Below are 24,828 nucleotides of genomic sequence, written 5' to 3' on the forward strand. Positions count from 1 at the left end.
AGTTTTTGCTAAAATTATTTCCCTGCAAGAGAGGGAACCGGTCTTTCCCGCCAAATTTGAGTAAAAAGCACACCATCGGGATGCGATCGCATTCCAAATTTTCCCCTAGAGTAATCTAAAAACTCTAAGTAAACCGATAAATCTTATAAGCGCATCAAAATCTAGAATTTTTTGGTGAGATGAGCATTGACCGTAGTTAATAGTTCTTCTATATTGAAGGGTTTAATGACATAATCAGTCACAGCAGGATCTAAGGGTGTAGTGCGATCGCTCATCTGATCTGGAGCGATTAATAAAATTATCGGCACGCGCTGATCAATACTCCGCAAACGACGGCTAATTTCTAATCCCGACCCACCAGGCAAAGTCTCATCTAAAATAACTAAGTCTAGCTGTAACGCCTGTGCTGCCATAAGAGCAGTTAAACCATCGTAGGCGACGCTGACTTGATAACCTTCATAGTTCAGTTCTAACTCTATAAATCGGGTTAGCTTGACTTCATCTTCAACCAACAAGATGTGGGTCATGATCGAGCAAAAGTAAAAAGATAAGGTAAAAATATTAAGATACCTATAATTGAAAATTTTTGCCTGCACATAGTTGCTGAGACTAATACCATTTTGTGTTGGCAGATTATATGTGTATCTAAATAGTTCTCCGTTAGCTTAGTATACTTTTGCGTAACTCACAAGGGGAAATCTGTAATTACCGATTAACCAATTTTGGATTTTGGAAGAGAAGCTGAAACTCGTAGCCTATTCCAGAATCTCGAAATAATACGGTATTATCAAGTTGCTCTGAAATTGAGCAATGAGCATGAATTAGCAATAAGCTGTTATATCTTCACCACATTCATCAGCCAAATAGCAAAGAGCCTTAAAACGTAAACCTACCACTTGTTCGTAGAAAGGATTTAATTTACACATTGGCGGAATGTGAAATAGTTGACGACCAAATAATTTGACATCACGTTCAAATGGACATTGAGCAGGAATAACCTTACACAACAGATGAGCTAGTTTAGGGTTATGTATTTCGATACCTTCTAACCATCTGCGAATCGGCTCAAGTAGGTCGTTGTGGGATTGAATTTGAGAAAAAGTAGTCATAATCTATTACCTTCATCATTTTACTTGTGTTTTGCGTTTAACCCTCTATATATAAATACAGTTAGGCTATGTTGTTTTATGCAGTTCTCACGCCTGACTAAAGTCATGTCTGAGATACTTTTAACTACATCTGCAAATATCGTTATTACAGAATATGAGGTTAGTTGACTGTTCAACCGCAGAATTTTATATTTTAAATTTTGGATTTTGGATTGAATCTAAAATTGATTGACTGGTTATCGGCAAAAATGTGCTAATTGAATGGGCGACAGCTTACCTTCCTAAACGCTAGGCTAAAGAAGGCTACTTAATTGCTGGAAGCTTTGAGCAACAAGAGGCTAAGAAAACAAATGACTAACGAATTTCTCAAAAACAAAAAGTTTATTTTTGACCGATGGGCTTATAGTTATGACTGGCTCTTACCTTCTGTGTTTTATCGAGCCATCCACAAACGCCTGTTAGAATATGTGGACTTACCAGAAAGAGGCAATGTACTCGATTTAGGCTGTGGTACTGGTCGCTTGCTAGAACGTTTGGCTGATCAATTTCCCCAATTGCGGGGTACTGGTTTAGATTTATCAACTCAAATGTTACAAATCGCCCGAAAAAGTAACCGCCATCGTCCCCGGTTAATTTTTATTGAAGGTAAGGCTGAGGCTCTACCTTTTGGGGATGGTCAATTTGATGCTGTGTTTAACACTATTAGTTTTCTGCACTATCTAGAACCAAAACAGGTGTTACAGGAAGTGGCGAGGGTTTTAACTCCTGGTGGACGCTTTTATTTGGTTGATATCACCACAAAAAAAGAGAAAGAACCACAAGCATTGTCAATTGGTCATCAAGGAATTAAATTCTATAGTCCCCAACAACGGGAAATTCTTGGTTCTGCTGCTGGTTTGCGATGTTTACAGCATCACTATTTATTGGGGCCTGTTTTGCTGACGGTGTTTGTTAGAGAGGAGTGCTGAGTGCTGAGTGGTGAGTGCTGAGTGCTGGGTGAGGAGTGAGGAGTGAAGATGGTTAAGAGTTCTGATTTAGCGTTGCTTCATCTTGATGTTGCATGAAAATTACGGGAACTCTCAGGATTTTTTTACCTAATTGGGAGATTTTAAATTTGTTTTGGAGTGATTTAGGTAAATTTTCAAAGTCAACTTGCACAAAACCAAAGTGATTGTAAAACTGCGCTAGTCGCTGACCTAAACATTCTAAATATAAAGGCTGTGTGGCTTGAGTGATGAGATAGTGTGTCAGGAAAGTTGCTAAACCGCGACCTCTCCAATTTGGTTTAACAACTAAACTACCGAGTTCTTGAGCTTGAGAAAAGTTACGCAATTGTCCGCAGGCTATGACCTCCCCTTGAAATTCAATTACCCAAAACTGTTGCCAGTGTAATTGGGTAGGGTCAAGCATAGCTGAAAAAACTAATCGTCTGAGCGATCGCATATCTTGAGATGCTGCTTTTCTTAGTCTACATCCAGATGGCAGTGATAACTCGCTCTGTCTCATAAATACTTTTTCAATGGGGAATAGAAGAGATTTTGAGTGAGAATGGTTTAATTTTGTTGGTTCTTGCCAAGTTTATACGCGTTGCTAAACAATACTTTCGATAGACTAAGCAATTAAAGATAACCAGATTCTAGATAGATAAAATTACCATCTCTAAATTTTTATAATGATGCCTGAAATAAATGAAGGAGTATAGTTATGTCTGAAGAAAAGAAACAAAAATCTAAAAATCAAGAAACTACACCCACCGCTTCCGGTGGCTACCAAACCCCTCTCCAAGAAGATATCCGCAAAACTGGTGATGCTTCTCAATCTGATGCGAGAGAAACTGCTAAACCAGAAGCACCAGGAGAAGATAGCGTGGCCGGAAGCCCCAATCAAGGAACGGAATCCCGTTAATAAGAGTTTAAGGGTGTAAGGGGATAGGGGTGTAAGGGAAAGTAATATAAATTCTCTGATTTCAAACAAGTCAGAAGGCAAAAGAAAAACATCTTTTGCCTTTTATTTTTGATCTTTTTCCTTTTTCTTTTTGCCTTTTGCCCTTCGGGTTCGTCAGTCGCTCATGGGGGAAACCCCCAAGACCGCGCTGACTCACCTTTTGCCTTTCTCATATGCTTCTTAATGCCACAATGGGATCGAGTTTGGCGGCGCGTCTGGCGGGGACTACACCGAAGAATAAACCGATACCACCGGAAATACACACAGTGGACGCGATCGCTACGGGAGATAAGGCCGATTCTAAAGGTGTCAAAGCCGCTACTAACATAATGCCACTGACACCAATTCCTGTGCCGATTAAGCCGCCAATGGCTGAGACAATTACTGCCTCAATCATAAATTGCAGTAAAATATCTTGCTCTGTAGCACCAATGGCTTTTCTCAGTCCGATTTCTTGGGTGCGTTCGGTGACGGAAACGAGCATAATATTCATGATGCCGATACCGCCTACAAATAATGAGATGCTGGCGATCGCTGCTAACATGGTGGTTAATGCGCCAGTGATTTGTCCCACTACTTGCAAAGCATCTTTTTGAGTCCTAATGGTAAAGTCATCTTCACCGATGAGTTTGTGGCGTTGGCGTAATAAATTCGTGATTTGAAATGCTGCTGCATCGACGCTTTCAGCGTTTTTGGCGGAGGCGACAATATAACTTAACTCCAAACCGTAGGGAGAAGTCCGTCCTACGATGCGGTTCGCCATTGTAAACACAGGAATCAAAGCTGAATCATCATAATCTACACCTAAGTTTGAACCTTTGCCTTCTAAAACTCCGATGATTTGAAAGCTGGTGTCTTTGATTCTAAATTGTTGCCCTACCGGATTACTATTCCCAAACAGTCTATTAGCTAACTTTGCACCAATAACTGCAACTTGATTGCTGCGCTTCATGTCTACGTCGCTAAAAAATCTGCCTTGGTCAACTTCAAAATCTCTGACTATTAAAAAACTCGGTGTTGTACCAATAATGTTGACATCAGTATTTTTATTACTATAAGTCACTACTTGCCGACTATTTAATTCAGCTGTGATATTGGCAATGGTCGGTACTTGACTAGCGATCGCTTTGGCATCTTCATATACTAAAGTCTTGGGCAATTCTCTGGAAATGCGTTCAGTTTCCTGATTCCCTGGAATGATAAATAATACATTCGGCCCCAAAGATTCCAATTGTTTATTGACATAGCTTTGTCCCGCTTCCCCAATCCCAATCATGGCAATTACGGAAGCGTTACCAATGACTATACCCAACATGGTGAGTGCGCTACGTAGTTTATTTGATAGCAGAGTCTTCCCTGCCATTTGCATACTTTCTAGGAAGTTCATTGGTTTTGTTTTTCCTTTGCCTTTTGGATTTTGTAATCTTTGGGTAAGTCAATAAACACGCGATCGCCTGCTTGGATTCCTGATACAACTTGGGTTTGATCTTCGATTTGCGCGCCAATTTTCACTTCCCGAAATTGGGGTTTATTTTGAGCATCAGTAACTAATACGCCTGTTTTGCCTTCTTCGGTGAGAATTGCCACGGTGGGGATAACTAAAGCATTGTTGAGGCGATCGCCCAAAAAGGTCAAATCGACGTTTAAGCCCGAACGTAATTTATCTGTACCGGTGTCCAGAGCTACTCGCACCTGAAAGGATGTCACACCCTGTTCTACTACAGCTTCCGGTGCAATTAAACGCACCCGTCCTTGGAAAACTTCTTCAGGATAAGCATCCGCCACAATTTCCACCTGTTGTCCTGGTTTAATTCTGCCAATGTCAGCTTCTGGGATTTGCGCTAATATTTCCAGGCCTTTAGCGACAGCGACAATGGAACTAGAAGTGGCTGAGGCACTGGTGGATGCAGAAGTAGTAGGAGTTACAAAAGCCCCGATATTGGCGTATTTTTGGGTGACTATGCCGGAAAATGGCGCAATGACTACGGTGTCTTGCAGTCTGACTTCGGCGGCTGCTAACTGCGCTTGAGCGATTTTCACAGCAGCTTGACGTTGGGCAATTTCTTCTTTGCGGCTACCCTCTTGCAACAATACCAAAGCTGCACGGGCTTCAGTGACTGCTGCTTCCCTGGCGGCGATGACTTCGCTACGACTACCAACTTGCAGCAACGAGAGTTGTTTTTGGGCTTCAGCTAAATTAGCTTTGGCACTTTTATCTTCACTAATAGCCTGATCAAGTAGTTGTTTTCTCTCTGCCCCTTGCTGGTATAAATACTGATAACGCTTTACCTGCTCTGTAGTGTAATTTTCCCTAGCGCGGGCTGCATCTACTTGGGCTTGGGCTTTAGCGATTTCTTGGGGACGATTCCCCGATTTGGCTTCGGCTAATTGGGCTTGGGCTTGGGCTAAACGCGCTCTAGATTGAGCAATTTCTTGGGGACGATTCCCCGCTAGGGCTTCGGCTAATTGAGCTTGGGCTTGGGCTAAATTGGCACGATACTGAGCAACTTGGGCTTTGATATCACCTATATCCATCCGTGCTAGTATTTGTCCTTGCTCAACGCGATCGCCTTGTTCTACATATAACTCAGCTAAAACACCAGGATTTTTAGGGCTAATATTTACACTCTGCACTGGGACAACTTTTCCACTGGCTGTAATCCGTAGAGTCACATTTTTAGCCTCTACAGGTACAGTCAGTTGCGTGACATCTTGTTGACTATTGCCACGATTCACAAGACTGTAACTAGTTGCAGCAGCAATTAAACTCCCAGCTACTAAAAACCCCATCACCCACCTAGCTGGGTGCTTAACTTTGCCAATCAAGGGAACTTCAATGTACGCAATCATAAGTAGTGGTCTATGAAAAGTATTGGTGGTTTGATGAGGAATGAGAATAGTTAAGAATATTGTAGAAATATATATTTATTTAACACTGATTAGGATTAATTCACTAGTTGTGTCTCTGATTTAACAGTCATCCTAGCCTTGATTCATTAAATGTGCCTTCACCCTGTAAGGTGAATGATATGGGGTATGGGGAATGGGGAATGGGGCATGGGGAATAGGGAATTATTCTCCCCATATTTGAGTAACATCATCCATATGGGTGAATAGACGCAAAAAATAGTGAAAGGATGCAGACATATTAGTTTCTGCATCCTTTCAAAATAGGTTTAATACTAAGTTCGTAGTCAGGACTTTATAGCACTTCTCATTTGTATGCAATACACTTTGACCTCTCTCCAAACCTCTCTCCTACGAGGAGAGAGGCTTTGAGTTTTACTCCCCTTCCCTACAAGGGAAGGGGTTGGGGGTTAGGTCTGTATTTGACTCAATTGCAAACCGCTATAGTCCTTTTGGTTCGCGCAGCGTCTCGTAGAGAAACCTTGAATTATTTACCTTGTTCTCCTGAAATGTTGTCAGATCAGTTAACCAGCTTGCCTGTGAGAGTTGCGATCGCCGACAATCAAACCATCCTGGACACGAATAATTCTTTTAGTTTGGGCGGCAATATCTGGTTCGTGGGTGACGATCACAATTGTGATGCCTTGCTGATTGAGTTCTGTGAGCAAGTTCATCACTTCGTAAGATGTCTCTGTATCTAACGCACCTGTCGGTTCATCCGCTAGGACTAAAGCTGGGCGATTTACTAAAGCACGGGCGATCGCCACCCTCTGTTGTTGTCCACCAGAAAGTTGACTCGGACGGTTATGAATTCGTGCTTCCAGTCCTACTCTTTTTAAAGCTTCTAAGGCTTTCTGCTGGCGTTTTCGTTTGGGGATATTGGCGTAAACCATCGGTAACATGACGTTTTCCAACGCCGTGGCTCGTGGTAATAAGTTAAATTGTTGGAAAACAAAGCCTATCCTGTGATTGCGAATGTAGGCTAACTCATCATCATCGTAGGTAGTGAGATTTCTGCCCTCAAAGCTATAAAGTCCACTACTGGGACGATCCAGACATCCCAAAATATTCATCAATGTAGATTTACCTGAACCAGAAGCCCCCATAATGGCAACATATTCTCCGGTGGTAATAGCAAGTTGAATGCCTTTGAGGATAGGAACTCGAACTTCACCTAATTGATAGGTTTTGGTAATAGATTCCAACCAAATCATTGACTTTATACCTCTTTTTTAGTGCTGAGTGCTGAGTGGTGAGTGCTGAGTTATGAGTAGGGAGTTTTGAGTGGGGAGTGGGGAGTTCTGAGTGGTGATACCAAATTGGGATAGGTAGTATGAGTATGGTTATGAGTTTCTGGAACAGCCTCTGAATCTCGGTTTTCAATCTAAAATCCAAAATCCAAAATCCAAAATTGCTATGAGTGGTGAGTTATAACTGATACAGTTGATGGTTTTGAGTTGTTAGTGGTTCTTGATAATGGGTAAAGTTGAACGATTTGAGGATTTGATAGCTTGGCAAAAGGCGAGAATTTTGACTCAGGATATTTATCAAGTTACTCAGCAGGGTAAGTTTGCTAAAGATTTTGGATTATCAGGACAAATACAAAGAGCAGCAGTTTCTATCATGTCTAATATTGCTGAATGCTTTGAACGAAGTCATTTAGGGGAGTTTCATCAGTTCCTGGCAATAGCTAAATCATCATGTGCTGAATTACGTTCTCAACTCTATGTGGCTTTAGATATCCACTATCTTGATCAATTAAAATTCCATCAACTTCTAACTCAAGCAGAAGAATTAGGCAGAATTATTGGTGGTCTTCGCTTCTCCGTTGCGCGAAAAAAACAGCAAAAAGCACAGTAATCACTACAAAATAAATTCCATAAAATCCAATAACTCATACTCACAACTCCCCACTCAGCACTCAGCACTCAGCACTCAGCACTCCTAATCACTACGCAACGCAGTGATGGGGTCTAATCTGGCAGCGTTCCTGGCTGGAATGACTCCTGCTACTAAGCCAACAGCCAGCGATAATCCAAAGCCAACGATGACTGATACGACTGAAATCACAAAGGGAAATTTAAAAATAGTGGACGCACCAAAGGCAATTAACACGCCGCTAACTATCCCTATACCGCCGCCAATAATCGAAATAACGATCGCTTCTGCTAAAAATTGATTGAGAATGGCGGAATTTGTCGCGCCTAATGCTTTACGAATGCCAATTTCTTTGGTTCTTTCCACAACGGAAACTAGCATGATGTTGGCAATCCCAATTCCACCCACTACTAAGGAAATGCCTGCGATCGCTACTACCATGATAGTAAATAAACCTACTACATTCGTAAATGTACTGACAATATCCGCTTGGTTAGTTAGGCGAAAGTCATCTACTTCTGGTGGGTAAATATTGTGCCGCAAGCGCAAAATATTGGTAACTTGAAATTGTGCGGCTTCTAGTTTTTCCTGATTTTCTGCTGTGACTAAAATGCCACTGACAGAAACACCAGCCAGGGCATTATTACCCACTAGACGTTTTGACATACTCGTCAAGGGGATGAAAATTTGGTCATCCCTATCCATTGGGCCTTGAGAACCTTTAGGTTCCATAATGCCAATAACTTCATAGGCTTCTCCCTGAATTCGGATTTTTTCCCCAATAATTTGATCACTATTTCCAAACAGGGTTTTCTGCACTGTCGGCCCGATAATTGCCACTTGTGCAGATGTGTTTAGTTCTTCTGGTGTGAAAAATCTTCCTGTTTGGGGGTGGGTGTTTCTGGCTTCTGGGTAGTTTAAATCTGTGCCGTAGATGGTGGTAGTTGTGTTTTCTCCGTTGTAAACTACCTGGGCATTCCGTTGTAAGTAAGCAGAGACAATTTCAACTGAGGGTGCTTGTTGGGCGATCGCTTTGGCATCTTCCCAAGTTAAGGTACTGCTAGAACCCACACCTTGACGAATATTGCCACTCCTCGCAGATCCCGCTAAGATTTGCAGCACGTTTGTTCCCAAGGATTGAATTTGCTGCTCTACGCTTTTCTGTACTCCTTGTCCTACGGAAGTAATCGCAATTACAGAAGCAATACCAATAATCACACCCAGCATGGTCAATCCTGTGCGTAATTTATTACTCCACAGGGTTTCCGTTGCCATTGACAAAATTTCTAAAAATGGCACTGAACGGGAATTATCCTGTTTAGAACGAGGATGAATCGCCTTGTAAAAACCCTGAATCATATAATTAAATTTAAAGATTTTTTATACATACTCGCCCTTATGCCCCTAACAGCATTACTGAGAACGACGACCTCCCCCTGTCCCTGGCAACAGTCCGCCTCTTGGGGTTGATTGGGTTCTTGTTCCTGGTGGGAAACTGAGCAGAACTTTTTCGTTACCCGTCAGTCCCGATTTCACTTCTGTAAAATTATTAGCTGTGACTCCAGTTTCTATGGGAGTAAATACTGGTCTATCTTTTGCACCCATAACAAACACACCTGTAGCATTTTCACGACGCACTACTGAGGCTGTAGGTACAACTAAGGCGTTTTCTATTTCACCAACTTGAAAATCTGCTTCGACGTTCATCGCCGATCGCAATAAGTTTTCGGGGTCGGAAAGTCGGATTTTGACTTGAAAACTGGTGACATTCTGCTCAACTGTGGCTTGAGCTGCAATTTGACTCACTTCACCTGTAAAGGTTTTGCCAGGGTAAGCATCTGCTTTAATGGTGACTTTTTGACCTAAGCTAATTTTGGCAATATTAGATTCGGAAACATTGGCGACTACTTCATTTGTCGCTGCTAAAGCCAAAATAGATGAAGATGTAGCAGAAGATACGGCACTACCAGAAGTTGTAGGTGTCACAAATGCCCCAGGATCAGCATATTTTTGGGTAACAATACCGTCAAAGGGGGCGCGTAGTATAGTGTCGTTAATTTGAGCTTGAGTATTTTGTAGTGAACCACGAGCCGATATTACCTGGGCGCGCGCCACATCAATATCTTCCCGTCTCGAACCGGCTTGGAGTAATGCTAGGGCTTCTTGTCTTTGTTTGACTACAGCCCGTGCTTGGGCAATATCTTCTGGGCGCGAACCAGCTTGTTGTAGTGCTAAAGCTTGCTTTGCTTCATTCACTTGGGCTTGCGCGCTATCGCGATCGGCGCGTTTTTGGTTTAAAACCTGGAGAGCGATCGCACCTGCACTGTAAAGTTCTTGATTGCGGCGAAAATCATCTTCTGCCTTTTGCAAGTTAGCTTGACTACTCGCTAACCTCGCCTGAGCCTGAGCAATATCTTGGGGGCGATTTCCCGCTTCCGCTTTTTGCAAATTCGCCAGGGCTTCATCTAATTGGGCTTGAGCTTGAGCAATATCTTGAGGGCGATTCCCAGCTTGGGCTTTTTGCAGATTTGCTTCGGCTTGTGCAAGTTGTCCCCGTGCTTGGGTGAGTTGTCCTTGCAGATTGGAATCATCCATATAGGCTAAAATCTGACCCTGTTTGACGAAATCCCCTTCTTTGACTAACAGTCTTTTGAGAATACCAGAATTTTTCGGACTTAAGTTAATCGAGCGTTCCGGTTTAACAGTACCGTTAGCTGTCACCGTGATCGATAAAGTTTGTCGCTCTACAGCCTGTGTCAAAACTCTGCGCCGTGCTTCTTGGCGGGGACTCACTGCTACTTGATAGTAACTGGTGTAACCAATCCCACCTAAAAGACTCAGAGCAATCAACCAAGCTAGCCAATTTCTACTTTTTTTCTTGGTTGGTGTGACTAATGCTGGTGTATCTACAGGGTTGGATGTTTCAATCGTCATTTATAATCCTGTATTAAATTTGTGCAGAAAGCGGTTACAGAGCTAGTTTTGCCAGGCTAGAACTGTAACCTAAAAGCCCCTTGATGAGCAATAATTAGAGTCGAATTAATGTACCATTTGGTAATCGAATGAAACCATTGCTCTGTCTTACTACTCTTCTTACAGGAACAACTTCTCGACTAGGAAGAATAATATCCCCATTAGGCAGTCTATAGTAACCTGCGGTACGTAGTCTCACGACTCTCCGAGAGGAAACCACTTGCCCATTAGACAATCGGTAGTCCCCATTTCGCAATCTGACTACTCTGGGGTAAGACTCTCTGGTGTAAACTACTGCTCTATGAGAATTTCTTGGTTGTGCCTGTGCTGGTGTACCCATTGCTAAAGGCGAAAAAAGTAAGACTGTTCCTAGTAAGAGGATGGCACGTTTTGGGTTTAACATAAAAATATTTCCTGGTTTGTACTGTTGTTGCTATTTGCTGGTGTTCCGGTGTAGGGAATCTATCCGGCTATGCCAGTAATTATCACCGCCGTTTTAGCCATCTCATAAGTGAAGAAAGTCATTAATATATAGGCATTGATGTAGGAAAAAAGTCATAGCCTCATTAGTAAGCGACTGATGACATCTGGCCATCTTATTTGTCATTTCTATGTCAGTTTTGGTAATTAGTAAGATTAGGAATATAGTGTTTACCAGTCTGCTGAATTCCAAAATTATCTGCGCTTAATCATTCATTGATGCTTCAACAGAATCAAAAAAGCTATAATTACCGCATATTTAAAAATATGTAAAAGTATTGATAATAGCTGTCAACTCCTACATATTTAACTGCACAAATCGCAATCAGCCAGTAATTTCAGTAATACAATCAGATGATTATAATTTTGAGTAATTAAATTCTTCAGGATTGTTGGGCTGTAACATATCAAATAAATGTTGACGTTGTTCGGGTTTAAGTATTTCTCGTATTATTAACATACTTTCAAATCTCATATTATCTAACGCCAAATATAAATTTTGCAGTTGTTGGTATTTATCACGGATTTCATCTGCCGTAGCAGTTCCCATCATCATGGTGATTAAATCTGATGCAACTGGCTGTAGTATTTGTTGATTTTGCAGTATTTGTTCTTGATTTTGATAAAAATTAATTGCTAGTTTCTGCTGCTGTTCTAATGTCAAATTGAACAATTGAGATAATTCGATCAATTGAAATTCCCACAAATAGTTTTGCTCAGGCATTGGTAAACTCAATGATTGTGACTGAGGACATGGTGCAGCTAAAAAAAAGTTAATCCCAAAACAAAAGCAGATAATTCCTAACAGAAAAGCACGACGTAGCCACATAAAAATTACCCTCAGCAATAAAATGTAAGCACTAACTTATTAATTAAGCAAAAAAATTTTGAGTTGGCTCGATCATTCTTGGTGTTGCTAAGTTTAGAGGCGATCGCCACCTCATGAAATTTTCCGGTTTGGCTCAATTCATCCCTTCATCATGCAACACCAATTATTTAGTGAGGTGCAATTCCCTGCCAGACTATCTCCACTAAGTTTTCTACAAATAATCTTGTGGCTGTTGAAGATTTGACTGATTGATGAAGTTCTATTCCCGTCTGAGGTGAGTGTGTAGGTGAAGTCATGGGAGATGATATTTGCCCCAAAAAAACATAGTTCATCAATGCACCCATGATCATATGAGCTAAAGCTTGAGCATCACAAGAACGAAGCCGCCCTTGATTCATCTCTCGTTCTAGAAAATCCATTAATATTTTTAACTCTTGAACAGGTTTTGCATTTTTACCTCTCATCTCTGGTAAATCCATACCACGAGAGCGGAGCATCATCATACGTGGAAAGACGACGCTATAAAAGTCCAAAATCTGGAGAAATATAGCAACTAGATTTTGCTTGAGATCACCTTGTCCACAAAAAACCTCTAATTCTTTTATCCAAGGGGCTGTATCAGGCATACCCATAGCTGCAAAAAATAGGTCTTCTTTAGTGGCGAAGCGTTTGAAGATAGATGCTTCCGAAATTCCAGCTCGTTGAGCAATTTCTAGGGTGGAGCCACTAAAGCCTTTTTGTAGGAAGACTTCACGGGCAGCATCTAAGATTTGCTGGTTAGTGATTTTAGGAGTACGAGCCATAAATAAGTAATTGGATACTTATTAATTTATCTGGTCGAGGGTCAAGAGTCAATAGGGAACAGGGAACAGGGAACAGTGTTTCTCATCTCCTACCTTATCTACCTTATCTACCTTATCTACCTTATCTACCTTATCTACCTTATCTACCTTATCTACCTTATCTACCTTATCTACCTTGTCTACCTTATCTACCTTGTCTACCTTATCTACCTTGTCTACCTTATCTCGCCTATTCCCCATTTGCTATTTGCTACTTTTGTGCTAACAACTTGTAAAATTTGCCTGCCACCTCAAGCGGATATCGTTTAAGCTAGCTGAAAGATTATGTGATATGTGATTTAAGAGGCGGTAGTGTGCCTAAATACTTTCGGTTAGTTTCTCTGTTAGTTGTCTGTGGTTTGTGGAGTGTACCAAACACGGCTCATGCTCAGGCATTAATACCCCATGCTTTACAATTAGATACGGCTAAATTAGAAAAGCAGGGATTGGGTTTAGCGCAAGAAGCGGCTCAACTGGGTCAGTTTCAACAGTTTGAGTTGGCTTTACCAAGAGCTAGACTAGCTAGTCAATTAGCTCCTGGTAATGACAAAGTTTGGTTTCTTTTGGGCGGGTTGCAGCTGCAAACAAAAGATTATGATGCTGCGATCGCATCTTTAAATAAGGCCAAATCCCTGAATCCCAAAAATGCAGATGTTTTATTTGCGTTAGGTTCAGCCAATTTTCAACAAAAAAAATATCCAGCAGCTATAGAACATTATCAAGCAGGGTTAAAGTTAAAACCCAACGACCCAGAAGGATTATTTGATTTAGGTAATGCTTACTACATGGTAGGACGCTTACCAGATGCGATCGCGCAATATAACAAAGCTGTGGCACAAGACCAAAAATTCTGGCCAGCGATTAATAATATTGGCTTACTTGAATACGAACAGGGTAATGTTGACGCAGCTATTAAACGCTGGCAAAATGCTGTGGCAATTGATAAGCAAGCCGCAGAACCATTACTTGCTCTAGCTGTCGCCCTATATTATAAAGGCGATCGCCAACAGGGGTTATCACTGGGAGAAGCAGCCTTGCGGATTGATCAACGCTATGCCAATTTAGATTTTCTCAAGGAAAATCTTTGGGGCGATCGCTTACTGTCCGATACGCAAAAATTCCTGGAATTACCCCGCATCCAAGCTGCTTTAGAACAAAAAGAAAATGCGCCGAAATAGTTGACGCATCAACTCCCACAAATTAGAGATCAGTTGCAAAAATAGATTGCGTTTTGTCATGGAGTAGTGAGTAGTGAGGAATTTAGTCCCTGATTAAAAATTCCTCTTTTCTCTACTCCCTTATTTTTCGCGAGTGACTTGCATCTCCTTCGCTTCCCTGTTAGCAAGATTTTCCAGCACCTAAATTTGTCAGGCTTTCCCTACTCACTCAAGCGATAGTATATTTTTTAATTGGAAGCACCTGAATGGGTGACAACTTCTGATACCGAATTGGGATAGGTAGTATTGTTTCGAGATTCTGGAATAGTCTAAGAATCTAGGCTTTTAATCCAAAATCCAAAATCCGTCTTGAAAAGTTTCCTACGGTGGGAAACCCGCCTACAGAACTTTTGTCTTCGACACGCTACGCGAACGCAAAATCCAAAATTGGTATGAGCGACTAATTTCCTACTTGCGGATTAGAAATAAATATAGTACGTATATACTAAATAATGAGGAATTGTTCATCAGAAACATTAGTGAGGGGATATTCCTCAGAAAATGTCTGAAGTTTTCATTAGTTGTCTTTAGGGAGAAGTGCCACAATTTGTTCAACAAACTGTTGATGGTCTACAACAGGCTTAGAAATATAGCCGTCAGCACCACTGAGTTTGAGAAAATTTTCGCGATCGCCCTCCATCGCGTGCGCCGTCACTAAAATCACAGGTAAATTCGCGGTTTGGGGATCAGACTTTAACATTTGGGTAATTTTGATGCCGTCTACAGATTTACCTTGATAAACACTTCTAGAGAGAGAAACATCCATTAAAATGAGGTCTGCTTCTCCAGCATGGGCAATTTTCATCACTTCTTCTACATTTTCTGTATGTTTAACACCTAAACCACCTCGTTTAGTCAAAATCTTAGAAAAAACGCGGGCATTAATGAGATCATCTTCAACAATCAAAACAGTTTTCATGAGAACTTTATGTATAGAGGTAAGGGGGAAAAATCAACTCAAAGTTTAAAATCCCCTTGGTTGAATAAGAATACCGCCAATGGGAAGCCAGAAACCAACATTCACGATTAAGAAATCTCATCATAGCAATTAACTTGAATACAGCACTGTATGCAATTTATAGTCGTGAGCATCAGTCAGCATTTGATGAAAAGACTTATCTCCTTTTTAATAGTGTATGTATACACTCATTATCAAGGATGATCCTACGGCTTTTTATACCGTGATAATCAAGACTATGTTATGAAACCCATTTCATCCGTTATGCTTTGTTTGCTGCATTATTTAGTAACACTGATTTTTGTATAGTTCAATCTCAGGGAAAAAACTCATGGCAAAACAGTTAAACCTTCTCTCTAAGGGACAGGTAATCACAACAGCCCTGCACACCGAGATGCAACGGTCTTACCTAGAATATGCCATGAGTGTGATTGTCGGGCGGGCATTACCAGATGTGCGTGATGGTCTAAAACCAGTGCATCGCCGGATTTTGTACGCTATGCACGAACTAGGCTTAACACCGGATAGACCTTATCGGAAATGCGCCCGTGTTGTGGGGGATGTATTGGGTAAATATCACCCTCATGGTGATCAGGCTGTCTACGATGCCCTGGTGAGACTGGTGCAGGATTTTTCCAGTCGTTATCCCTTACTAGCAGGACATGGTAACTTCGGTAGTGTTGACAATGACCCACCGGCGGCGATGCGCTACACAGAAACCCGACTCGCACCCATTAGCCATGAGGGGATGTTGACAGAAATTGGCGAAGAAACAGTGGAGTTTGTGGGTAACTTCGATAATTCCCAGCAAGAACCTACTGTTTTACCTGCTCAATTGCCCTTTCTGCTACTGAATGGCTGTGCAGGAATCGCTGTGGGGATGGCGACAAATATTCCGCCCCATAATTTAGGGGAAATTGTTGATGGGTTAATTGCCCTCATCGACCAACCAGATTTAGCAGATGAAAAATTACTAGAGTTAATTCCAGGGCCTGACTTTCCCACTGGTGGAGAAATAGTTGGGGATGCGGGGATTCGCGAAGCTTACATTACAGGTAAAGGTGGGATTGTGTTGCGGGGAGTCGCCACAGTCGAAGAAGTTCCTGGGGGTCGGGGTAGTAAGCGACGTACAGCCATTGTGGTGACAGAATTACCTTATCAGGTGAATAAGGCGGGTTGGATTGAAAAGGTGGCTGAGTTGGTGAATCAGGGTCGCCTCCAAGGGATTTCCGATATTCGAGATGAAAGCGATCGCGAAGGAATGCGCGTTGTTATCGAACTCAAACGCGATACTAATCCCCAAGAAATCCTCCAACATTTGTATCACCAAACAGCTTTACAAACTAACTTTGGGGCGATTCTGCTGGCAATTGTCGATGGACAACCCCGTCAGTTAAGTTTGCGGCAACTTTTACAGGAATTTCTCAATTTCCGAGAACAAACACTCAATCGCCGTTATAGTTACGAGTTAGACAAGGCACAAACGCGCCTACATACGGTTTCAGGACTATTAACGGCTTTGTCGAATGTAGATGCAGTCATTGAAATTTTGCGACAAGCCGCCGACGGTAGCACAGCCAAAATTACCCTATGTAGCCGGCTAGATTTAAGTGAGAGTCAGGCGGATGCGATTTTAGCTATGCCTTTACGTCGCCTCACAAGTTTAGAACAGCAAAATCTACAGCGTGAGTTTGAAGAACTCAATGAACAAATAACCTTACTGGAAAAACTATTGAGCGATCGCAAGGAATTACTCAAAGCTTTGAAAAAAGATTTGCGATCGCTCAAAAAGAAATACGGCGATTCCCGCAGAACTAAGTTAGGGGGAGAGGAATTACCAAAAGCCAAAAGTACAGATAAACAAGCTAGTTCCACCAGTACAGAAGCCGAAACAGAATCTACTGCACCTCTAGAGGAAGTAATTTTAGAATCTACCCATCGCGGTTATGTGCGGCGAATTCAATTATCGGGGAAAAAAGCCAAACTAGAAAACGGTTTAAATGATAATGATTTTATTATTCAAACCGAATTGACTGATACCCACAAAGATTTGTTGGTGCTGACTAGTGGTGGTAAACTCTACCCCATCAAAATCGGAGATATCCCCCCCACCACAGGGCGTTCACCACGGGGAACACCTTTAATTACTCTGCTCACAAGTACAGCTCAAGGTACTCAAGAAGCTGTAGTGAGTCGCTTTATTCTCCCGACGGATTTAGAAACTCAGCAAATCGTTTTGTTAACCAAACAAGGACGAATTAAACGCTTGTCTTTGAGTGAACTATCGAACCTGACAAGGCGGGGAGTGACTATTATTAAACTCAAAGACGATGATGAATTGTTGCTCACACAATTCACCAAATCAGATGAAGATTTAGTCATAGCTAGTTCTGGCGGGCGATTGCTGCGTTTTCCGGTGAATGACGAACAACTAGCCATCATGGGACGCACCGCGATGGGTTTACAGGCTTTACGCATCCTCAAACATCAACACATGGTGGGTTGTGTGAGTTTGACTCAAGCCACACACTTATTGTTAGTTACAGAAGAAGGATTCGCTAAACGCTTACCAATAAATCAACTCAAGGCTGCTAATCGTGCGGACTTGGGTACACAAGCCATCAAATTTGCCAGCAAAACAGATAACTTAGTTGGGATGGTGGGGGCGATCGCTAATTCCGAAGTTGCACTTGTGACTAACAAAGACCGATTAGTGCGGATCTCTACAGATACAGTGTCGATTTCCGGGAGAGACACTAAAGGTGAAAGCGTCCTACAGCTTAACCGTGATGAAAAAATCATTACAGTTGCTGAGGTTAAGTCATCGTAGGTTCATACAGTGCTTGAAACAGAAGTAATTGTTTGACTGTTGATAAGTAGAACAAGGTAAATAATTAAAGGTTCGTAGTGGGAACTTTAGTTCTCTCTACGAGACGCTGCGCGAACAAAAAAGGACTAAAGTCCTTACTACGAACTAAATCCTATTATTTTTACATTGCCTAACATAGTTTGGTTTTTTCTATTCGTTCTACTTAGTTAACAGTCAAACAATTTTGGCTTTTGGATTAGCTGAAGCAATCTAAAATTCGATAAAACTCCTATTTAATGGCAAAGATTATTAATAGTCATATACTTTATAGGAAAGTCTGATGGATGTTTTAAATGAGGTGTAGGTGAGCATCAATACTGCTCTTATTATGCAAGCTAAATCCAGATCAATTCCAGAAAGCTACTGTTTTCTCTAACCTCTACACTTGAAATTTCCCAAAAGCATCTGCTAAAATTATTGATAAATAATTGCAATATTCATCTTTCGTTATGGAAACCACTGCAAGTGAGTGCTTGCTAATGTGTGTGTTCCATCTGTCAAAAGAGGGATGTATGAGGCGATGTCTTGAATAAAAAGAAAATTTGCCTTTAATTTAAAATCAGAAAACTATCAAGAAATGTTGCTAGTTTGAAAAAAATTGTTATATTAATTTACATACGGCAACAATCATTAGTAAATTGCGTTTGGAGTCCACCATGACAGACACAACAAAAATCTCTGCGCCTGTAGTTGAAGACCGTAATGCTTGGCGTTGGGGCTTTACTCCCCAAGCCGAAATCTGGAATGGTCGTTTAGCAATGATCGGTTTTTTGGCAGCTGTGTTAATTGAACTGCTCTCTGGTCAAGGTTTCTTGCACTTCTGGGGTGTTCTCTAATATCGACTGCACGTAATTTCAATAGATAAAGTATAGATAAATAGAAAACCTGGAAGATTAACTACCTTCCAGGTTTTTATCAGGTTTATTCAAGAGTCCAAAGTCCACAGTCAAATAGTTAGTTGGAAATTTGACTATTGACTATTGACTATTGACTACCGAATGTATTCTTTCAGCACGCTGTTCCGGTTAGGGTGGCGTAACTTGCGGAGTGCTTTGGCTTCGATTTGGCGAATCCGTTCGCGAGTGACGTTGAAAATTTGTCCGATTTCCTCTAAAGTCTTCATCCGTCCATCATCTAAGCCGTAGCGGAGTCTTAGAACATCGCGTTCACGGGGGCTGAGGCTATCAAGGACTTTTTCTAGGTCTTCCCGCAGCAAGTTTTTGGATACTTGATCTTCTGGGGTTTCGCCATCGGATTCAATAAAGTCACCCAAGCGGGAATCTTCTTCTTTACCAATAGGAGTTTCTAGAGAAATTGGTAATTGAGCAGATTTCGCAATGAACCGCAGTTTCTCGATGGTCATTTCCATGCGAGTAGCGATTTCTTCTTCTGTGGGTTTGCGACCCATTTCTTGAGACAGTAACTTGGTGGTTTTCTTGATTCGCGAAATGGTCTCGTAGAGGTGGACTGGTAAACGAATGGTGCGGGATTGATCCGCGATCGCTCTGGTGATGGCTTGGCGAATCCACCATGTAGCGTAGGTGGAGAATTTGTAACCTTTCTCATGGTCGAATTTTTCTGCCGCCCGAATCAAACCCAGACTACCTTCTTGGATTAAATCTTGGAATGATAAACCGCGATTCATGTATTTTTTGGCAATAGAAACTACCAAACGTAGGTTCGATTGCACCATTTTGTCTTTTGCTCTGCGACCGATGTGCAGACGATAGCGAAATGCTGATAGTGGTAGTTGGACTGCTTCCGCCCATTCTTTATATTCTGGTTCGCGTTCTAGCTGGTCTTGCAAGCGATCGCGCACCCGTTCTAGCTCTAATAAATCGGCAATTTTCCGCGCTAATTCAATTTCTTCATCAGCACGCAACAGCCGAATTCGACCGATTTCTTGCAAGTAAAGACGAATCGAGTCCTCGGTATAGTGCTTTTTCTTGCTTTGTGTCCGACGACGCGATTTAGCGGCTTTTCCAGACTTTGCGTCGTCCTCATCAGACTGAGGCTCTAAAAAATCATCAATTTCGCCTTCATCGGTAAGCAGCAAGTCCTCCTCGTCATCAATTAAGAGGTCTTCTAACTCGATTTCTTCAGGCTGATTCATTATTTCTAGGTCAGGCTGATAAATGCTATCGAGTACGTTGTTAGCCTGGTTCATGCCGCGTTCCTCATGCTCCTTGCAGAATCAATTACTCAAGATTTGGTTACTGCTCTTTTTAAAATGAGCTAGTTAACAAAGAAAAAAATAGGGTTTTAGATGGATTTCCCTGATGTTTGAAAGGAAGTTTTGCTCTTCCATTACGAATGTGAATAGCTTTACTGGATAGTAGCTTACTCACTTCATGCGAAGCCAACATTTTTGCTGTTGTTGGCAACTGTATAACTGGCTTGTATCAAAAAAGACTTGTCTTGATAAAAAATCTACCACTTCATAGAAATAAATTATGACTGTTGGCATATTTTCCTATAAAGACTGTTCCGATTGTAGCCTGTTTCACAAAAATTGCACTCTTTTTGTGTGTTAATCATGAAGTCATTAAGCAAGGTAAAGCCACTACTATCAAAAAGACATAAAACATGGTAGTGATGCACTTAAATTTTCTCTAAAGTTTTTGGGAATTGCAGTGGCATTATCTTTACATTCGCTGGAATTTAAAGCTGTCTTCACACAATTTCTGGTATTATGTAAAACATGAATCACCTAGAAATAGTGTATTTCATGTTAACTTAGTCCGGCAGCATTGAGTCACCCATTTTTACATTTCCTTCATAAAAGTGTTAGTCCGGAGAATTGGGTAAGACTTTCCACTAAATCAAGACACCAATCGGAGATAGCTCTTGTGTTGAAAGACTGAACTTCTTGTGTGTCAATCTCTTTTACTAGTTAGTAAGGGAGGTGGAAACTACCCTGGTGATAGTTAATTGAGATGTCAGGAATTCAGCCTTATTCACACATTAGCGCAATGCTGAGATTTCAAACCTCTGAATCTTGACAAACTTTGATTATTGTATCCAACGATATTTTAATCAATTAAAAAGAGATTTGACAGTTGAGATTCCGGATCTTTGCCAACTTAAAGCAAAACTTTATCGAATACAGATGAAATGTTAGCCCTCTCAAGTTAAAAAGAGAACATATTAGCCTGCTAGTAACAGACTGTTGTTGCCTCTTTGCATCAGAGAAGCAAAAGCTTGATTTTAGTCATCATATAGATTTGAAAGTGATTTTCTATGGGGTGGTTTGTTAAAAAACAGCAATAAATTCACCTGATTGCCAGGGAAATATTGTGATTTTGTCATCTTCGATGCTGAAGATACGACACTAGTTAGATTATTTTGATTAATTGGTGGCTTTGCTATATCAGCTTAACAAATACTGTTTCTGATGGTAGCGTTAAACAGCTTAGTAGCCAAAAATTAATACTTTTTTGAATTACTAAAGCAATAAAAAATAATATTCAATCAATTTGATGAAAAACTCTTGACACAAAGTCATTTTTGTGCTTTTTGGCATTGGGAAAGCTAGCAGTAAGGTTAATATTTTCTTAATGTATATTATCAAACAATTTTACCTAATGAATAATAAAAAATTCCTCGGAACGATTTTCGAGCAGAGATTCTGCATTCCGAGGATTTTTTGGTTTTGAGAGTTTAAGGGTTTGGGGGTATGAGGGTGTGAAGGTTTAAGGGTGTGAGGGTGTGAGGGTGTAAATCAATATAGTTGCAGATAAGCCTTTTTATCTTTTACTTTTCCCAGTTCTCTTGTCTTTACACGAGAACTTTCTGAACTGAACCGTATTGAGGTATGAATTATCTGAATTTTTACCCCTAAACCCCTAAACCCTTACACCCTACAGTTACCGAGGAGTGGTTGGGGTTGTTGTAGGTGCTGTGTTTAAACTATTGGAAAAATCTGGGGGTAGGATGACCTTATCTACTACATGAACGATACCGTTACTGGCGGGAATGTCTGCTTGAGTGACTTTAGCATCATTGACAGTAATAGTCTGATTGCTTGGGTCTACTTTGATATTAACTGGTTTACCTTCTAGGGTTTTAAGCTGTCCTGATTGGAGTTGTTGAGAGGTAAATCTTCCGGGGATGACGTGATACGCTAAAAGCTTAACTAATTGCTGTTTATTAGCTGACTGCAAAAGATTATCAAGTGTGGTTTTGGGTAACTGTGCAAAAGCTGCGTCAGTGGGTGCAAATACAGTGTAAGGCCCTGGTGTGGTTAATTGATCGCTTAAGCCTGCGGCTTTAACTGCTTTAAGTAATGTTTGAAATTGTCCTTGGTTGGCTGCTGCCGTTGCTAGTTCGGCTAAATTGCGATTAGATGTGGTGGTGCTGTTAGGAGTGGGTGAAGTATTAGTAACTGTAGGAGTAGGTGATACAGGTGGAACAGTTGCTGTGTTTACAGGGGTTGAGGTAGCTTCTGGAAGGTTAGTTGTGGGAGTTTCTGTAGTTGGTTGGGTGCAGGCTGATAGGGTTATCAGACTACCCGCACCTAGAATATTAAACAATGCTTTAACTGCCAAACTGCTGTTTGCTGTCATGGCTTTGGTTTAATTTCATTGCGATAAAGATTTATTTACAATAGTCAATTTCTTTTTTTTAACCTTCCTCATCCCAATGGTGTAGTTTTTAGGGAGGGGGAGCATTTAAAAAGGACTTCCAATTAAAAACAATATACTAGCGTTGATGGCAAGGGAGCAGGGGGCATTGGGCATTGGGCATTGGAGTAGAAATCTACCTTGTCTACCTTGTCCCTAGTCCCCAGTCCCCAGTCCCCAGTCCCCAGTCCCTAGATATCTAAATCTGTCAAGTTGAGTTTAGAACCATAGGTTTCGATAAATTCGCGTCTGGGTGCGACACGATCGCCCATTAAAATTGTAAAGATGCGATCGGCTTCGGCAGCATCTTCAATTTCTACTTGCTTGAGGGTGCGCGTTTGGGGATTCATGGTGGTGTCCCAAAGTTGTCCAGGCATCATTTCACCCAAACCTTTGAATCGTTGGATGGTATAGTTGGCGTTGGCTGGGAATTTGGCAATTATTTCTTGTAGTTCGCGATCGCTGTAACAATATTCATGATTGCGTCCCCGTTCTACTTTATATAATGGGGGGCAAGCAATGTAAATAAAGCCTTGTTCAATGAGCGATCGCTGATATCTATAGAAGAATGTCAGTAAAAGTGTGCGGATGTGCGCCCCATCTACGTCCGCGTCGGTCATGATTACAATCCGATGATAACGTAGTTGGGAAGCGTCGAATTCTTCACCTTTGACACCTAAACCCAAGGCTGTAATTAAGGCTTGAACTTCGTTGTTCTTATAGATTTTCGAGTCGTCAGTTTTCTCGATATTGAGGATTTTACCGCGTAAAGGCAGGATGGCTTGGGTGCGGCGATCGCGTCCTTGCTTTGCACTACCGCCTGCTGAGTCGCCTTCCACAATAAAGATTTCTGATTCTCCAGGGTCGCGGGAGCTACAATCGGCTAATTTACCAGGTAATGGAGAAGATTCTAGTACAGATTTGCGTCTGACTAACTCCCTGGCGTGGCGTGCTGCTTCTGCGGCTTTGAACGCTTGAATGGCTTTATCTAAAATGGAATCTGCTATACCTGGGTGAAATTCTAGGTATTCGGTTAAAACTTCCCCTACCAAGGAATCAACAATACCTCTAACTTCGGTGTTTCCGAGTTTAGTTTTGGTTTGTCCTTCAAATTCGGGGTCTGGAACTTTTACGGAAATTACCGCCGTCAAACCTTCGCGGACGTGTTCACCACTGAGGTTAGATTCATTTTCTTTAATTTTATTGCGCTTACGAGCGATCGCATTCAAGGTTCTAGTTAAAACCGCCTTCAAACCTTCTAAGTGAGTACCACCGTCAACAGTCCGAATGTTATTGGCAAAACCCAGTACGTTATCTGTATAAGCATCGGTACACCACTGTAAGGAAACTTCTATTTGAACGTTATTGCGTTCTCCCTGTACATAGATGATTTCCTCATGTAGTGGTTGCTTCTCACGGTTCATGTAAGCGATATATTCTTTGATCCCACCCTTGTATTCGTAGGTTTCTACCTTGGGTGTATCGCTTTTGAGGAGTTCTAGACGATTATCCGTGAAAGTGATTTTCACTCCTGCATTCAAATACGCCAATTCGCGTAACCTAGCTGAGAGGGTAATGTAATCAAACTCAGTACCAGTGGTAAAGATTTGATCATCTGGCTTGAATTTAACAGATGTCCCTGTTCTTGCTTCCTTATAAGACTTGGCGACTAGTTCAGTGACAGGAATACCCCTTTCATATCGCTGGGTGTGAACTTTTTTATCTCGCCAGACTGTGACTTCTACAAGTTCTGATAAAGCATTAACAACAGAAATCCCAACCCCGTGTAATCCCCCAGAAACTTTATAACCACCGCCGCCAAATTTACCGCCAGCGTGCAGCACAGTCAATACAGTTTCTAGAGCCGATTTCCCCGTGCGTGAGTGAGTATCGGTTGGAATTCCCCGACCGTCATCCGTCACCGCCACTGAACCGTCAGCATTCAGATCCACCTCGATATGAGTACAGTAACCGGCTAAAGCTTCATCAATAGAGTTATCGACCACCTCATAAACTAAATGGTGGAGTCCTCGCGGGCCGGTAGAACCGATGTACATCCCCGGTCGTTTGCGGACGGCTTCCAGACCTTCCAGAACTTGAATCTGATCGGCACTGTAACTGCTCGTCATGAAAATTCTCCTGATGTGTGGGGTTGAAATCGCCCAAGGGCTATAAAGTCAAAACACACCAAAATTTTAAC

21 protein-coding genes and 1 pseudogene are annotated in these 24,828 nt (G+C 41.6%); 6 read left to right on the plus strand and 16 right to left on the minus strand.

The features are described from left to right. Window positions 1-170 precede the first annotated feature (170 nt). Both ACQFX9_RS03985 and ACQFX9_RS03990 read right to left on the minus strand, forming a co-directional pair. Window positions 171-527 (minus strand): annotated as a pseudogene (locus ACQFX9_RS03985) (response regulator transcription factor); the annotation flags it as partial. Between the two features lie 294 nt (window positions 528-821). Then, window positions 822-1,109, minus strand: coding sequence for a Mo-dependent nitrogenase C-terminal domain-containing protein (locus ACQFX9_RS03990; protein ID WP_427160806.1), 288 nt, complete (start codon window positions 1,107-1,109; stop codon window positions 822-824). Between the two features lie 350 nt (window positions 1,110-1,459). Between ACQFX9_RS03990 and ACQFX9_RS03995 the strand changes: the two genes are divergently transcribed. Next, window positions 1,460-2,077 carry a class I SAM-dependent methyltransferase gene (locus ACQFX9_RS03995; protein WP_427160807.1) on the plus strand — a complete coding sequence of 206 codons (618 nt, stop codon included), beginning with the start codon at window positions 1,460-1,462 and terminating at the stop codon, window positions 2,075-2,077. Between the two features lie 52 nt (window positions 2,078-2,129). Here ACQFX9_RS03995 and ACQFX9_RS04000 read toward each other — a convergent pair whose 3' ends face one another. Continuing rightward, window positions 2,130-2,615 (minus strand): GNAT family N-acetyltransferase, encoded by a 486-nt coding sequence (locus tag ACQFX9_RS04000; RefSeq protein WP_427160808.1) that lies wholly within the window; start codon window positions 2,613-2,615, stop codon window positions 2,130-2,132. A gap of 198 nt (window positions 2,616-2,813) precedes the next feature. Here ACQFX9_RS04000 and ACQFX9_RS04005 point away from each other — a divergent pair, with 198 nt between their 5' ends. Continuing rightward, window positions 2,814-3,014 carry a hypothetical protein gene (locus ACQFX9_RS04005; RefSeq protein WP_103139985.1) on the plus strand — a complete coding sequence of 67 codons (201 nt, stop codon included), beginning with the start codon at window positions 2,814-2,816 and terminating at the stop codon, window positions 3,012-3,014. Window positions 3,015-3,222: 208 nt separating this feature from the next. Here ACQFX9_RS04005 and ACQFX9_RS04010 read toward each other — a convergent pair whose 3' ends face one another. The 3 genes from ACQFX9_RS04010 to ACQFX9_RS04020 all read right to left on the minus strand — a co-directional run bounded on the left by ACQFX9_RS04010 (window position 3,223) and on the right by ACQFX9_RS04020 (window position 7,174). Further along, a complete protein-coding gene (locus ACQFX9_RS04010; protein ID WP_427160809.1) occupies window positions 3,223-4,440 on the minus strand; it encodes an ABC transporter permease in 1,218 nt (405 codons plus the stop codon). Next, complete coding sequence (locus ACQFX9_RS04015) at window positions 4,437-5,903, minus strand: efflux RND transporter periplasmic adaptor subunit (RefSeq protein ID WP_427160810.1); 1,467 nt, start codon at window positions 5,901-5,903, stop codon at window positions 4,437-4,439. The genes ACQFX9_RS04010 and ACQFX9_RS04015 overlap by 4 nt, the downstream gene beginning before the upstream one ends. A 581-nt stretch (window positions 5,904-6,484) precedes the next feature. Continuing rightward, a complete protein-coding gene (locus ACQFX9_RS04020) occupies window positions 6,485-7,174 on the minus strand; it encodes an ABC transporter ATP-binding protein (RefSeq protein WP_427160811.1) in 690 nt (229 codons plus the stop codon). A 262-nt stretch (window positions 7,175-7,436) separates the two neighbouring features. Between ACQFX9_RS04020 and ACQFX9_RS04025 the strand changes: the two genes are divergently transcribed. Then, complete coding sequence (locus ACQFX9_RS04025) at window positions 7,437-7,820, plus strand: four helix bundle protein (RefSeq protein WP_427160812.1); 384 nt, start codon at window positions 7,437-7,439, stop codon at window positions 7,818-7,820. Between the two features lie 84 nt (window positions 7,821-7,904). On the opposite strand, the gene ACQFX9_RS04030 is transcribed toward ACQFX9_RS04025, so the two are convergent. The 6 genes from ACQFX9_RS04030 to ACQFX9_RS04055 all read right to left on the minus strand — a co-directional run bounded on the left by ACQFX9_RS04030 (window position 7,905) and on the right by ACQFX9_RS04055 (window position 13,163). Further along, the gene (locus tag ACQFX9_RS04030) at window positions 7,905-9,197 is read right to left on the minus strand and encodes an ABC transporter permease (RefSeq protein ID WP_427160813.1); all 1,293 of its coding nucleotides are present in this window, start codon (window positions 9,195-9,197) and stop codon (window positions 7,905-7,907) included. Between the two features lie 54 nt (window positions 9,198-9,251). Continuing rightward, the gene (locus ACQFX9_RS04035) at window positions 9,252-10,772 is read right to left on the minus strand and encodes an efflux RND transporter periplasmic adaptor subunit (RefSeq protein WP_427160814.1); all 1,521 of its coding nucleotides are present in this window, start codon (window positions 10,770-10,772) and stop codon (window positions 9,252-9,254) included. A 94-nt stretch (window positions 10,773-10,866) separates the two neighbouring features. Further along, window positions 10,867-11,214: a hypothetical protein gene (locus ACQFX9_RS04040; RefSeq protein WP_236142209.1), complete on the minus strand. Its 348-nt coding sequence runs from the start codon at window positions 11,212-11,214 to the stop codon at window positions 10,867-10,869. Between the two features lie 435 nt (window positions 11,215-11,649). Continuing rightward, a complete protein-coding gene (locus ACQFX9_RS04045; RefSeq protein ID WP_427160815.1) occupies window positions 11,650-12,120 on the minus strand; it encodes a hypothetical protein in 471 nt (156 codons plus the stop codon). Between the two features lie 167 nt (window positions 12,121-12,287). Beyond that, window positions 12,288-12,923, minus strand: a complete 636-nt coding sequence (locus tag ACQFX9_RS04050; RefSeq protein WP_427160816.1) for a TetR/AcrR family transcriptional regulator — start codon at window positions 12,921-12,923, stop codon at window positions 12,288-12,290. Window positions 12,924-12,971: 48 nt separating this feature from the next. Continuing rightward, a complete protein-coding gene (locus tag ACQFX9_RS04055) occupies window positions 12,972-13,163 on the minus strand; it encodes a hypothetical protein (RefSeq protein ID WP_427160817.1) in 192 nt (63 codons plus the stop codon). A 113-nt stretch (window positions 13,164-13,276) separates the two neighbouring features. On the opposite strand from ACQFX9_RS04055, the gene ACQFX9_RS04060 reads away from it, so the two are divergent. Beyond that, window positions 13,277-14,140: a tetratricopeptide repeat protein gene (locus ACQFX9_RS04060; protein ID WP_236142206.1), complete on the plus strand. Its 864-nt coding sequence runs from the start codon at window positions 13,277-13,279 to the stop codon at window positions 14,138-14,140. A 556-nt stretch (window positions 14,141-14,696) separates the two neighbouring features. On the opposite strand, the gene ACQFX9_RS04065 is transcribed toward ACQFX9_RS04060, so the two are convergent. Next, on the minus strand, window positions 14,697-15,098 hold the full coding sequence (locus ACQFX9_RS04065; protein WP_427160818.1) for a response regulator: 402 nt from the start codon (window positions 15,096-15,098) through the stop codon (window positions 14,697-14,699). Between the two features lie 370 nt (window positions 15,099-15,468). Here ACQFX9_RS04065 and gyrA point away from each other — a divergent pair, with 370 nt between their 5' ends. Then, a complete protein-coding gene (gene gyrA / locus ACQFX9_RS04070) occupies window positions 15,469-17,967 on the plus strand; it encodes a DNA gyrase subunit A (protein ID WP_427160819.1) in 2,499 nt (832 codons plus the stop codon). 695 nt (window positions 17,968-18,662) lie between these two features. Then, window positions 18,663-18,842, plus strand: a complete 180-nt coding sequence (locus tag ACQFX9_RS04075; protein WP_236142204.1) for a chlorophyll a/b-binding protein — start codon at window positions 18,663-18,665, stop codon at window positions 18,840-18,842. Window positions 18,843-18,997: 155 nt separating this feature from the next. Here ACQFX9_RS04075 and rpoD read toward each other — a convergent pair whose 3' ends face one another. From rpoD to gyrB, 3 genes are all read right to left on the minus strand, one after another. Next, on the minus strand, window positions 18,998-20,173 hold the full coding sequence (gene rpoD, locus ACQFX9_RS04080) for an RNA polymerase sigma factor RpoD (RefSeq protein WP_103139974.1): 1,176 nt from the start codon (window positions 20,171-20,173) through the stop codon (window positions 18,998-19,000). Window positions 20,174-21,872: 1,699 nt separating this feature from the next. Further along, window positions 21,873-22,571, minus strand: a complete 699-nt coding sequence (locus tag ACQFX9_RS04085; RefSeq protein WP_427160820.1) for a fasciclin domain-containing protein — start codon at window positions 22,569-22,571, stop codon at window positions 21,873-21,875. Between the two features lie 248 nt (window positions 22,572-22,819). Next, window positions 22,820-24,757: a DNA topoisomerase (ATP-hydrolyzing) subunit B gene (gene gyrB / locus ACQFX9_RS04090; RefSeq protein ID WP_427160821.1), complete on the minus strand. Its 1,938-nt coding sequence runs from the start codon at window positions 24,755-24,757 to the stop codon at window positions 22,820-22,822. Window positions 24,758-24,828: the final 71 nt, after the last annotated feature.

The sequence above is a fragment of the Aliinostoc sp. HNIBRCY26 genome (genome assembly GCF_050235535.1).
GTDB lineage: Bacteria > Cyanobacteriota > Cyanobacteriia > Cyanobacteriales > Nostocaceae > Trichormus.

Excerpts from the sequence above, each read along its gene's own strand:
- ACQFX9_RS03990 (WP_427160806.1), bottom strand. The coding sequence starts at position 1,109 with ATGACTACTTTTTCTCAAATTCAATCCCACAACGACCTACTTGAGCCG.
- ACQFX9_RS03995 (WP_427160807.1), top strand. The coding sequence starts at position 1,460 with ATGACTAACGAATTTCTCAAAAACAAAAAGTTTATTTTTGACCGATGG.
- ACQFX9_RS04000 (WP_427160808.1), bottom strand. The coding sequence starts at position 2,615 with ATGAGACAGAGCGAGTTATCACTGCCATCTGGATGTAGACTAAGAAAA.
- ACQFX9_RS04005 (WP_103139985.1), top strand. The coding sequence starts at position 2,814 with ATGTCTGAAGAAAAGAAACAAAAATCTAAAAATCAAGAAACTACACCC.
- ACQFX9_RS04010 (WP_427160809.1), bottom strand. The coding sequence starts at position 4,440 with ATGAACTTCCTAGAAAGTATGCAAATGGCAGGGAAGACTCTGCTATCA.
- ACQFX9_RS04015 (WP_427160810.1), bottom strand. The coding sequence starts at position 5,903 with ATGATTGCGTACATTGAAGTTCCCTTGATTGGCAAAGTTAAGCACCCA.
- ACQFX9_RS04020 (WP_427160811.1), bottom strand. The coding sequence starts at position 7,174 with ATGATTTGGTTGGAATCTATTACCAAAACCTATCAATTAGGTGAAGTT.
- ACQFX9_RS04025 (WP_427160812.1), top strand. The coding sequence starts at position 7,437 with ATGGGTAAAGTTGAACGATTTGAGGATTTGATAGCTTGGCAAAAGGCG.
- ACQFX9_RS04030 (WP_427160813.1), bottom strand. The coding sequence starts at position 9,197 with ATGATTCAGGGTTTTTACAAGGCGATTCATCCTCGTTCTAAACAGGAT.
- ACQFX9_RS04035 (WP_427160814.1), bottom strand. The coding sequence starts at position 10,772 with ATGACGATTGAAACATCCAACCCTGTAGATACACCAGCATTAGTCACA.
- ACQFX9_RS04040 (WP_236142209.1), bottom strand. The coding sequence starts at position 11,214 with ATGTTAAACCCAAAACGTGCCATCCTCTTACTAGGAACAGTCTTACTT.
- ACQFX9_RS04045 (WP_427160815.1), bottom strand. The coding sequence starts at position 12,120 with ATGTGGCTACGTCGTGCTTTTCTGTTAGGAATTATCTGCTTTTGTTTT.
- ACQFX9_RS04050 (WP_427160816.1), bottom strand. The coding sequence starts at position 12,923 with ATGGCTCGTACTCCTAAAATCACTAACCAGCAAATCTTAGATGCTGCC.
- ACQFX9_RS04055 (WP_427160817.1), bottom strand. The coding sequence starts at position 13,163 with ATGGGGAATAGGCGAGATAAGGTAGACAAGGTAGATAAGGTAGACAAG.
- ACQFX9_RS04065 (WP_427160818.1), bottom strand. The coding sequence starts at position 15,098 with ATGAAAACTGTTTTGATTGTTGAAGATGATCTCATTAATGCCCGCGTT.
- gyrA (WP_427160819.1), top strand. The coding sequence starts at position 15,469 with ATGGCAAAACAGTTAAACCTTCTCTCTAAGGGACAGGTAATCACAACA.
- ACQFX9_RS04075 (WP_236142204.1), top strand. The coding sequence starts at position 18,663 with ATGACAGACACAACAAAAATCTCTGCGCCTGTAGTTGAAGACCGTAAT.
- rpoD (WP_103139974.1), bottom strand. The coding sequence starts at position 20,173 with ATGAACCAGGCTAACAACGTACTCGATAGCATTTATCAGCCTGACCTA.
- ACQFX9_RS04085 (WP_427160820.1), bottom strand. The coding sequence starts at position 22,571 with ATGACAGCAAACAGCAGTTTGGCAGTTAAAGCATTGTTTAATATTCTA.
- gyrB (WP_427160821.1), bottom strand. The coding sequence starts at position 24,757 with ATGACGAGCAGTTACAGTGCCGATCAGATTCAAGTTCTGGAAGGTCTG.